The organism is Streptomyces melanogenes (genome assembly GCF_014649795.1).
GTDB classification, from domain to species: Bacteria; Actinomycetota; Actinomycetes; order Streptomycetales; family Streptomycetaceae; genus Streptomyces; species Streptomyces noboritoensis.
In genome coordinates, this window is sequence record NZ_BMTS01000022.1 from 1 (window position 1) to 11,024 (window position 11,024).

The 11,024-nt window shown below is 70.9% G+C and carries 7 protein-coding genes; 2 read left to right on the forward strand and 5 right to left on the reverse strand.

Annotated features, from left to right (window positions below; genetic code table 11):
- Window positions 1–327: 327 nt before the first annotated feature.
- Genes IE252_RS34175 through IE252_RS34185 form a run of 3 tightly spaced genes read right to left on the reverse strand, consistent with a single transcriptional unit; the run spans window position 328 to window position 5,038 of the window.
- Window positions 328–1,647, reverse strand: a complete 1,320-nt coding sequence (locus IE252_RS34175) for an MFS transporter (RefSeq protein ID WP_229848968.1) — start codon at window positions 1,645–1,647, stop codon at window positions 328–330.
- Window positions 1,644–3,671 (reverse strand): PEP/pyruvate-binding domain-containing protein, encoded by a 2,028-nt coding sequence (locus IE252_RS34180; protein WP_190093347.1) that lies wholly within the window; start codon window positions 3,669–3,671, stop codon window positions 1,644–1,646. The genes IE252_RS34175 and IE252_RS34180 overlap by 4 nt, the downstream gene beginning before the upstream one ends.
- Window positions 3,668–5,038, reverse strand: coding sequence for an ATP-grasp domain-containing protein (locus IE252_RS34185; protein WP_444545964.1), 1,371 nt, complete (start codon window positions 5,036–5,038; stop codon window positions 3,668–3,670). Before IE252_RS34185 ends, IE252_RS34180 begins: the two co-directional genes overlap by 4 nt.
- A 400-nt stretch (window positions 5,039–5,438) precedes the next feature.
- Between IE252_RS34185 and IE252_RS34190 the strand changes: the two genes are divergently transcribed.
- On the forward strand, window positions 5,439–6,437 hold the full coding sequence (locus tag IE252_RS34190; RefSeq protein ID WP_229848969.1) for a PAS domain-containing protein: 999 nt from the start codon (window positions 5,439–5,441) through the stop codon (window positions 6,435–6,437).
- A gap of 20 nt (window positions 6,438–6,457) precedes the next feature.
- Here the strand turns inward: IE252_RS34190 and IE252_RS34195 are convergent, their stop codons facing one another.
- On the reverse strand, window positions 6,458–8,191 hold the full coding sequence (locus IE252_RS34195; RefSeq protein ID WP_229848970.1) for a serine/threonine-protein kinase: 1,734 nt from the start codon (window positions 8,189–8,191) through the stop codon (window positions 6,458–6,460).
- A gap of 161 nt (window positions 8,192–8,352) precedes the next feature.
- Window positions 8,353–9,669, reverse strand: a complete 1,317-nt coding sequence (locus IE252_RS34200; protein ID WP_190093349.1) for a cation:proton antiporter — start codon at window positions 9,667–9,669, stop codon at window positions 8,353–8,355.
- Between the two features lie 193 nt (window positions 9,670–9,862).
- On the opposite strand from IE252_RS34200, the gene IE252_RS34205 reads away from it, so the two are divergent.
- Complete coding sequence (locus IE252_RS34205; protein ID WP_190093350.1) at window positions 9,863–11,005, forward strand: aromatic ring-hydroxylating oxygenase subunit alpha; 1,143 nt, start codon at window positions 9,863–9,865, stop codon at window positions 11,003–11,005.
- Window positions 11,006–11,024 lie beyond the last annotated feature (19 nt).

Consider the following 11,024-nt stretch of genomic DNA (forward strand, 5'->3'; position numbering starts at 1 on the left):
GAGCCACCACCGCCCGCCGCTCCCGCCGACGCGAGCGTCATGCCCCGGGGCTGCCCCGCCTGATCCAGCAACCGCTGCCAGCTCTGCGCGTACACGTACTCCCCACCCTCCCCGGCGGCCCTCCCGCCACATCCGCAACGACGTTAACGGGTCCGACCTGGGGGTACGCAAGCGCAAACGAGGTCCTGAGCAGGAAAAACGCGGCAGCACGTAGCACTGGTGCCGCAGTCCGTGCAAGAGCGGTCGGGCTCAGCCCACTGAGTCCGCGATATCAGCAGGCTCGAACGGTATTTGGCCATCTGGCTCAGATCGATCTTCTGGGCCGCGTCACCCGCGCCCTGACCGACCCGCCCGTCCGGACGCGGCCTGGGCCGCCAAATCCCGCGTCCCCGACCCCGCCACCCCACCACCAGCACGCCCCCGCCCCACCACCCCACTCCGCACCACCACTTGAAACGCCCCCAGCAGCAAGACCGTCACAAGCGCGCTGTGCCACAGCAAGATGTCCAGGTGGCCGGCCGAGAGGTAGGCGCCTGCGGCTACCGCGGCCAGGGCGCATACCGCTCGGTCCACGATGCTTTCCACTGAGAGGAGCGTGGCGCGTGGGGCGTCCGGTGGGACCGCGTCGTTCACCAACTTGCGTTGGATCGGGTACGCGAAACCCGTCGCGGCGGCGAAGAGGCAGAGCAGGGCGATGACCGCCCATGAGCCTCCTAGCGTCATCGCTGCCAGTGTGCCCGCGAGCACCAGGCTGAGGATCGAGACCCAGGCCACCGGTGGCAGGCGACGGCTCAGCCACTGGGGACGGGCCGAGGCCACCGCCTCCGCGACCGTCATCGCGGCCAGTACTCCGCCGTGCGAGGCCTCGCCGATGCCGTGGTCCAGCAGGATCGGCTGGAAGAGGTTGACCTGGCAGATCCGGGACAGCGTGAAGACCGCCACGCCCTGCACCATCACCAGGGCCAGCCACGGCGAAGCCGCGACGCAGCGCAGCGCGGAGCCCGCGTCCCGCAGGAACGCCCCACCCCTGTCCCCCCGGACCCCCTCCCCCGCAAGCCGCGGCAGCGCAACCGCGCACGCCAGAGACCCCGCCGCGCTGGCCGCGCTGAGCACGTACGGCGCCGCGTGCGCGAACGTCATCAGGGGCCCGACCAGCGGCCAGCACACCACCTTCGCCGCCAGGCCCAGGGCCCGCGCCGTGCCCTCCGCCTTCAGGTAGTGCTCGTCGCACTTCTCGGCCCGTAGGCCGTCGTAGAGGTACGCGCTCGCTGCCCCAGAGGTCAGGGAACGGCCCGCGGCTATGGCCAGGAAGTGGACCAGGAAACCCGTGTACGAGGCGCTGAGCACCGGCGCCAGGTTCGCCGCCGTCATCACCACCGCCCCGGCCCGCAGGCAGTTGCGCGCGCCGATCCGGTCGGCGATCAGGCCCGTCGGGATCTCGAACAGGCAGAAGGCCACGTAGTAGATGCTCTGGATGCCGAAGATCTGGCCGTTCGAGAGCCCGGCCGCCTTCTGGTACGCGTAGAACACCGGCATCCACCACAGCAGGTTGAACAGCAGCTGGAAGCCGTAGTTGAGGCGGATGATCCGGCGGGCCGTGTCCGTCAGCGGACCAGCCCCCCGCTCCGGGCCGATGCGCCGCCTCACAGCGCGTACGGGCGGATCTGGACCAGTCGGAAGTCGCCCCGTTCGGTCATCAGCCACTCGATGTCCAGCGGCCTGTCCACGTCCACGTCAGAACCGCCGTCGGACCCGCTGAAGTGGGACTGCAGCAGCCGCCCCGTCAGCGACAGGTCCGCCAGCCGGGCGCGGGTGGCCGCGGGCAGTCCGTCGCCCCAGGAGCCCAGGGCTACGGTCCGGCCGCCGCCCTCCACCGTGTTGTACAGGTACTGCTGCGGCAGCACCGAGCCGTCGACGACCCGCTCCGGGGAGCCGGGGGAACAGTTGAGGTACACGTTACGGAAGTCCTCGCGGCGCGTCGGGTCGCAGGTCACCAGGACGCCGCCGAGCGAGGCGGGCACGTACTCCTGGATGATCACGCCCATGTACGTGTCGTCGAGCGAGATCCCGACCTGGTGGCGCAGCCGTACGCTGCGGGGCGACACCAGGGAGGCCCACACCTGGCGTACCGCGTCCAGGAGTTCGGCGGTTCCGTGCACGGCGGTGACGGAGTCGTAGACGCCCGCCGCCGAGAAGCCCGGGAGGTCCTCGGCGTTGGACGAGGAGCGCACCACAAGCCGCCCTCGCGCGGCCGCCGGGGCTGGGAAGGCCTGGCTGATCTGCCGGGTGACGGACTCGGGGACCGGCGTGTGCCGGATCAGCTGCTGGAGTTGCAGGCACAGCGGGTCCAGGACGTCGGTGGCGTCCAGTTCCAGCGCCATCTTGAGCTTGCCGATGCCCTGCTGGAGCGCGGGCGAGGAGGCGAGGAAGTGCTGTTGGAGCGAGAAGGGGAGCGCTACTCCCTCCGGGGCGCCCACTGTGCGGGACACGAAGTCGGCTGCGCTGGAACGGAGTTCGGCCATGGTTGGCGAACTCAGGCCCAGCCTCGCCGCGAGGTGCCCGTACAGGTCCTCGCGCGGCGGGCGCGGTTTCCTGTAGAAGGCGGTCAGGTCGGCGGTACGGCTGTCGAGTACGTGGTGCAGCTCGCCCAGGTTGGCCGCCTTGGTGCCGTACCGGTCGCGGTCGGCGGCGCGCAGCCGGTGCAGGGCCAGTACGGGGGCGTCTTCGAGCAGCGGGGGTTCGAGACGTATGCGCTGCTGGTGCCAGGCCGGAGCCCGTAGGGCCGGTTCCCCCTCCAGCCGCTCCAGGGAGATCTCGTCCTCGCGCACCCGGTAGCGGACCCACGCGCCGTCCAGGCCGTCCTGCTCGACGAGCTGCTCCAGGTCGAGCACGATCGCGTTGGGTATCCCCCAGCCGGAGGCCAGGACGTTGGTGTGGGAAAGCGGGGTGATCGGCGCGGTGTTGAGGAATCCGGCCACCCGGGGCACGTCGTCCGGCAGGCACGGCATGGCCACGATGTCCGCCCAGCCGAGCCCGGCCTCCTCGGCCGCGTACTCCTCGTACGTACGGAAGAACCGCAGCCGTCCGGTGGCCTCGCCGGGGTTCAGCGGCGTCCGGGTCCGGGAGCCGAAGAGCTCGTGGCTGAGGATGCGCGGCACGCGGCGTTCGCTGATCGCCGCCAGCTCCTCCTCCTGCCCGTGGTTGGCGGGTTTGAGGAGCAGCGGGAGTCTGCCGTCGACCCGTGCCCGTACGAACTCGTAGAAGAACGCGAGGAGTTCGCCGTTCATGGTGTCGGCCTCGGTCGTCTCCAGGACGAGGAAGGTGCGCTCGCGGCCCTCCGCGTCCTCGTCGGTGTGCAGGGAGAGCACACCGAGCAGGAAGCGGCGCTCGGGGTCCATGTAGACGGAGGCGTTGAAGGCGTCGAGGTCCGCGTCCAGTGCGGCGAGTCCCATGCCCAGGACGCGGGTGGCCACGTAGTTGACGTGGAAGGGGTGCGCGGCCGTGTCGAGCAGGTGCCAGGTGGCCTCGGCGCGGTCGACGACGACCTTGAGGTAGGGGTGACCGGCCAGGACCCCGGAGAGGGTACGGAAGAGCGGCAGGGAGAGGTTCTCGCCGACGACCGTGCGGTCCACGGCCGGTTCGGCGGCACCGGTGACCAGCTGGGCGGTCATACGGAGACCTCCTCGGGCTGTACGGCACAGGGCCGCACGGCGGGCAGGACCCGCGGCAGGGCGTCCACCAGCGTCTCGAAGTCGCGCAGCACCGTCCGCGGGTCGGTGGCGGAGAGCAGGCACAGGGCCGCCATGGTGTTGGCGCCCGCGGCCGGGTCGTACACCGGCACGACGCTGCCGTCGGCGAGCGAGCTCTCGGCGACCACCGACAGCTCGCTGCCCCGGCTGAGCGGCACGACCGCCGAGACCGCGGGGAAGTCCCAGACCCTGCGGTCCCGCCAGGCCTCGCCCCGGCCGTCGACCGCGAGGACGACTAGGGAGCCGGCCGCGCCGTGCGCCTGCGCCGGGGTGAGGGCCTGCTCGGGCCAGTCGACCGGGCGCCCGATGAGGTGGTCGACGAGCATGCCGACGAGGTCGAGTCCGAAGACCTCCTCGATCTGCGGCACGGTCATCGCGCCGCCGAACCGGGCGGCCGTCTCAATCAGCCACATGCCGCCGTCCGCGCCGAGCTTGATCTCGGTGTGCGTCCCGCAGTCGCGCAGGCCGAGGGCGTCGACGGCCTCGCGGGCGAGCGCCACGATACGGTCCTGGGCGTCCGGGGAGAGCAGGGCGGGGGTGATGCCCGCGCGCTCGGTGAACGGTTCGACCGTGGGCATCCGGCCGCTGAGGCAGACCGGGTGGAAGGTGCCGTCCGCGACGACGCCCTCGACGCTGACGTAGTCGCCCCAGCCGGGCTCCTCGAACCAGTCCGATACGGATCCGGTGACGATCCGCTCCACCACGAAGTCCCCCTCGGCCTTCGCCACATGGAGTTCGGCGAAGCCCAACTGGGCGGATTCGGCCATCACTTCGCGCGAGCGGCGCCAGGCGGTGGGCACCTCGCGCGGGGAGCGGATGATCTGGTGCGCGGTGGAGCCCGCGCTCCAGGCTGCCTTGAGGAGCAGCGGGCACGGCAGCTCGGCGGCCGCCTCGCGCAGGTCCGCCTCGGTGGCGACGGCGCGGAACTCGGGCTGCGGCAGGCCGTGTTCCTGCCAGGTGCGCCGCATCAGCCGCTTGTCACGGGCGAGCGCGGAGGCGCCGCCGGCCCCCGCGAGACCGAGCGCTTCGCACGCCTCGGCGACGGCCACGACCGCGTACTCGGAGAAGGTGAGCACCGCGTCCGCGCCGACGGCCTCGGCGCGCGAGACGATCAGGGACACCAGGTCGGAGCGGTGCGCGTCGGCCGGCTTCACGACCGAGGCGCACAGTCTCCCGGCGGAGCCCGCCACGGCGGGAGGCAGAGCGCTGAGCGCCAGCAGGTGCACTTCCGCCCTCGCGGCCGTCCGGGACAGGACGTGCCCGAGCGGCGGACCACCCTTGGCATGCACTAACAGCACCTTGCTCACTGAAGTTCGTCTCCATTCGTCCGTGTCGGTACGTGCCGTACGCGTCGCATCTCTCGTGTGTGCCGCCGTACGTGTCGTCGTACGGCTCGGTGATGCGCGTCGGGCGCGGGGAATCTCCCGGTGTACGTGTCGGGGCGTGTTCACCCGCACACTCAAGAGGACCACGCGACGGCCGTCCCAAACGCCACCAGGGGCGTCTGGGACTCAGGCAAATGCCTGAATAGCAAAGCCATTTGGGGCGTGAGAGGACTCCGAGAGGCTCTCAGGGGCCGCCACTTCGGCCGAGAACCGAGCATGCGCGGGATCGGGACGGGATACCCATCGGGAGGTGACTGTGCGTCAACCAGTGGCGTACGGGCCGTATGGGAACGGAGGGACCGCTGTGGACGATGCCGGTGCCGCCTTCGCGGGCCTCGTGGACCTCGCCCCGGCCGCCGCCTTCATCCGCGACTGCCAGGGCCGCTACCTGTGGGCCAACCACGCCTACGCGCACCTCTACGGCGCCGTTCCGGAGGAACTCGTCGGCAAGTGCATCGAGGACTTCGACGCACCCGCCGAGGCCGTCCAGTTCCGCGCCCTCGACCAGGAGATCCTCAGCCGGGGGACGCCGGTGCGCCACACCCTCGACTACCGGCGCCCGGACGGCAGCGCGGGCCGGGTGGTGGGCCACCGGTTCCCCGTCCGGGAGAACGCGCGGACCTGCGTGGCCGGAATCTACGTGGACGTCACGGACCAACTGCGCGCCATGGTCCAGTGGCAGGAGGCCGAGGACAACCTCCAGGCCCTGCGCGACCACAGCGGGCTGCCCTGCGCGCTCCTTTCGGCGAACGGGCGCGTGGTCGAGGCGAGCGCGGCGGCCGCCGAGCTGTTCCGGATCGGCCTGCCCGACCTGGTGGGCCGCCGCGCGCACACCCTGCTCGCCCCCGACCCGGGCCTCGACCGGCTGCATCGCAGGTGGAACGGGCTGATAGCGCGCCGCACCAGGCGACTTGAGACGTCGGCGGTGCTCGTCGACGCGCAGGGGCGGCAGCGCCGCGCGGAGCTCCATCTGACGACGGTGGGCCACTCCGCCGCCCGCGCGCGGCACGTCTGGGCCGTGGTCACTCATCTGAGCCTCGCCCACGAGGCCCATCCGTCACTCACCGCCGCGCAGGTCCGCATCCTCTCGCTGCTGGCGGCGGGCAGCAGCAACGGCGACATCGCCAGCTCGCTGAAGCTGTCCCGGCAGACGGTCGACTACCACCTCAGCCGACTGCGGGACGTCCTGGGCGCGGCGACCCGCCCCGCCCTGGTCGCCCGCGCCTACGTACTCGGCATCCTCGCCCCGCGCGCCTGGCCCCCGCGCTCGGCCACGGCGGCCCATCCGCTCAGCACGGCCTGACCGGGCGCGGGGCCGCGCGGTCAGGAGGTGGCCGCGTTGCGCCACACCGTGAGGTCCACGCCGACGAACTGGCTCGGCGACTCCTTGGGGGCGAATCCGCGCACGGTGACCAGGCCGTAGTGCCCGGAGCCGGTCTTCACGCAGATCCGGGACCCCTTGCCGAGCTTGTCCTTGGTGATCGACGTGGTGTACCGGGTGTTGGCGCGGCAGCCGTCCAGGGTGCCGGGCTCGCCGGCGTCCAGCAGCGCCATCGTGTTCTTGGACCGGTTGGTGGCGAGGGCGTCCCCGTTGACCATGTCGGCCGCGTAGCCGAAGTCGCCTTCGTAGAACACGTCCATCTTCTGCGGCTGGGGCGGCTCGTCGGCGAACTTCACGGAGTAGCCGATGGGGATGCTCATGTTGTTGTGCGTGGCCGCCTTCGGCGCCGCCGGGGCCTTGGTGCTTCCGCTTCCGGCGCCCGCTCCCGAGGCCGCGCCGCCGGGCTGCGCCGACGAGGTGTCCTTCTTGGCGCTCTTGTTGCTGTCCTGACCGCCGTCCGAGTCGCTGCCGGAGAGCTGCCCCACCAGGTACGCGCCGCCGCCGATGAGCGCGGCGGCGACCGCTGCCGCGACGACGAGTGCGGCACGGTTCCGCTTGCGCGACGGCTGCGGCGGCACCTCGCCCACCGGAGCGTGAACCGACTGCGGCTGTACGGGGTGCGGCTGCGCAGGGTGCGGATACGCGGCCTGTGTCGGCGCGTACACCGGCGGCGGTGTGTGCGGGGCGGCCTGCGTCGGCGGGTACACCGGGGGTGCGGCCTGCGTCGGGGAGTACGCCGGGGGTGCGGCCGCGGCCGCCCGCGTCGGCGGATGGGTGGGCTGCGGCGGCGGGGTCGGGGCGGCGGCCTGGGTGAGGTCGGCCGCGTACGAGGAGGGCAGCCAGCCCTCGGGGCGGCGCAGCGCCGGGTCCTGGGACGCCCGGCCGCACATCTCGATGACCTGGGCGGGGGTCGGCCGCCGCGCCGGGTCCTTGCTCAGACAGGCGGTGACGATCTCCCGCAGCTCGCCCGGCAGGCGCGACAGGTCCGGGTCCTCGTGCACGATCCGGTAGAGGACCGCGTGCGAGGAGCCGTCGCCGAAGGCCGCGGCCCCGGTCGCGGCGAAGACCGCGATCTGGCCGAGCGCGAAGACGTCGGTCGCCTCCGTGCAACTGGTCCCGGCCGCCTGCTCGGGCGACATGAAGGAGGGCGTGCCGACACTGACGCCCGTACCGGTGAGCGCGGTGGCGTCCGCGGCCCTGGCGATGCCGAAGTCGATGACGCGCGGCCCGTCGACCGCGAGCAGCACGTTGGACGGCTTGAGGTCGCGGTGGACGATGCCCGCCTGGTGAATCACCTGGAGCGCCTCGGCGATCCCGGCCACCAGCAGCAGGACGGTCGCCACCGGCATCGCGCCATGGGAGGCGACGGCCGCGTGCAGCGAGGGCCCCTGGACGTACGCCGTGGCCAGCCAGGGGTGCGGGCCGTCGGTGTCGCTGTCGATCACGGGCGCGGTGTAGAGGCCCTGCACGCGCTGCGCGGCCCGCACCTCCTGCTGGAACCGGCGCCGGAAGTCCGGGTCCTCGGCGAACTCAGGGCGGATCACCTTGATCGCGACGGGCCGCCCGCCGGGCGTGTACGAGAGGTACACCTTGCCCATCCCACCGGCACCGAGCCGGGCACTGAGCAGATATCCGGCCACGGAACGAGGGTCGTCCTCGGCCAGCGGCTGAAACACCCCGGGATCCGCTCCCGGACCCCCCGCTCCGCCCACACGGACCGATTGATGCTGATGATCCGTCACAATTGCCCCCGCATGTCCCTTTACTTGGCGCTTACGGCGCCGAGCCTATCGAAGCGCGCGGTGGACACACGTCCGAGGCAACGTCCTGCCGCCGTTCACCCGGCCTCTCGTACAGGTCGCATCGCGGGCGGCCGTCCGGGGGCGGACGGGAGCGGCGGCCGCACCCGATGCAGCAACGGCCCCGTCATCAACGTAGTGATCACCGCCATCAACACCATCGCCGTGAACAGCCGCGTGTCGATGACCCCGAGGCCCAGGCCCACGTTGAGGATGACGAGTTCGGTCAGGCCTCGGGCGTTGAGGAGTACGCCGAGGGCCGTCGCCTCGCGGGGGGTCGCGCCCGTGAGGCGGGCCGCTCCGAACGCGCCGGTGAACTTGCCCAGGCAGGCCGCCACCAGGACCACCGCCGTCATGGCCAGGCCGCGGCCGCCCAGGCCGGAGATGTCCACGGACATGCCGGTGACCGTGAAGAAGACGGGCAGGAGCAGCAGGCTGGTCTGTTCGATGCGTTCGGGGACCTGCGGGGCCGTCTCGTCGATCCGGGCGCGCGGGACCACCGCGCCGAACGCGAACGCGCCGAAGACCGCGTGCAGGCCGATCTCGTCGGTCGCGACGGCGGTCAGCAGGACCCCGACGACGAGGACGGCGTGGGTGAGCGCGATGCCGCCCGCCCACGGTCTGGCGGGGTCCAGGAGCCAGGCGAGGCCCGGGCGTACGAGCAGGACGAGTGCGGCGAGCAGCAGCGCGGACTCCAGCGCCATCCGGGCCAGCGGCCACGGCCCGCTCGCGCGGACCACCACGACCACGGCCGCCAGGATGCACCACGCCAGGAAGTCCTGGACGGCCGCGCAGGCGAGCGAGATGGAGCCCAACGGGTCCTTGTACAGGCCGCGTTCGGCCAAAATGCGGGCCAGGACCGGGAAGGCGGTGATGGACATCGCCGCGCCGAGGAAGAGCGCCGGGCCCAGCGGCCCGTCCGTCTTCAGCTCGGACTTGCTCAGCCACGGGTAGATCGCGTACGCCAGGCCCGCGCCCAGCGCGAACGGCAGCGCCACCGAGCTCAGCGAGACCGCCGCCACCTGTCGTTTCGCGGTGGGTGTGCGCAGATGCCCGATGTCGAACTGGTAGCCCACGCCGAACATGAAGAGCACCAGGCCCAGTTGGGACAGGAGCTGGAGGTAGGGCAGCGTGGCGGGTGGGACCAGGTGGGTCTCCAGCTCGCCCGGGAAGAGGGAGAGCAGGCTCGGGCCCAGCAGGATGCCGCCGACGATCTCCCCCATCACGGCGGGCTGCCGAATTCGCTGCGCCAGCCGGGCCAGTACGAAGGCCACCGTGAGGATGACGGCGAGGGCGAGGAGGAACCGTCCGGTGGGGGGCGCGGTGGATCCGGCGAGTAGGAGATGCGTCTGCACGTCGGCTCACTCCTGTCGGGCCGCAGGGTGTGGCGCTGTTCTACAGGCGATTTACGCAATCGCACAACTCCCGTTCAACACCCCGTTCAACCGCGTGTTTTTTGACATTGAACAGGTCTCGTCACCCCTCACCATATGGCTATAGAATTCCGGCGGACCCAAACCCCGTACGGGACTTGGAGGGAGTTGGCGGATGGATCGCGACGAGGAACTCCGGATCCTGGACCGCGCCCTGGAGCACCTTCGCGACAAGCGACTCCCGCTGACCGACACGGACACCCGGGTCAGCGTCGACCGCTATCGGTCACCGGAGTGGTACCGGGCGGAACTCGACCGCATTTTCACCAAACTGCCCTCAATGCTGGTGCACAGCTCCGAGATTCCGGCTCCCGGCACCTTCGCGACCCTGGAGCATTTCGGCAGGCCGCTGATCGTCAGCCGCGACCAGGACGGCGTGGCGCACGTCTTCCTCAACGCCTGCCGGCATCGCGGGGCGCGCCTGGAAAAGGACCCTTCCGGCGAGCGCAGACAGTTCATCTGCGGTTATCACGCCTGGCGTTACGACCTGGACGGTACCCTCGCCGCGATCCCGAGCCCGCACTGCTTCCCCGGTGTCGAGCGGGGAAAACGCAACCTGGTGGCGCTCCCGGCGGTGGAGGCGTACGGATTCGTCTGGCTGATGCCCGAGGAGAATCCGGGCCGCGTCGACCTCGACGCGTTCCTCGGCGACTTCCTTCCCGACATCGCGGATCTCGATCTTTCCTCGTACGAGATCTACGGGGCCGAGAGCCAGGAGTGGGAGATCAATTGGAAGCTGGTCGTCGAAGGCACGCTTGAGGGTTACCACTTCCCGTTCCTGCACGCTAAGAGCGCCAACCCGCTCTTCGAGAACAGCACGTTCTTCTTCGACTCGTTCGGACCCCATCTGCGGTCGATCCTGCCGAAGCGGTCGATAAACTTCATCACGAAGACGGAACGCAGCGAACGGCGTCTTCTGTCGGTGGCGAACGTGATCCACACGATCTTTCCCAACGAGACCGTGCTGCACCAGTCGGACCACTTCCTGTGGATTACCAGCCACCCGCTGGGCCCGACCCGTACGCTCGTGAAACTGCGCCTCATCGTGCCGAAGGGATCGGTGCGGGAAGGCAGCGTCGAGCAGTGGGAGGAGAACCGGCAGCTGACCTATCAGGTGCAGTACGAGGACCTCGAAATCTATCGCGAGATCCAGATCGGTCTGACGACCGGCGCCAACGAGGAACACTGCTTTGGTACGCAGGAGTTCGCGCTCCAGAAGTACAACGAGGCCATCGAGGCCCATCTCTTCGGAGAGTGATGCCCAGCCCAGCAGCCCT

Coding starts and splice junctions, on each gene's coding strand:
- IE252_RS34180 (WP_190093347.1), bottom strand. CDS start 3,671: ATGACCGCCCAGCTGGTCACCGGTGCCGCCGAACCGGCCGTGGACCGC.
- IE252_RS34205 (WP_190093350.1), top strand. CDS start 9,863: ATGGATCGCGACGAGGAACTCCGGATCCTGGACCGCGCCCTGGAGCAC.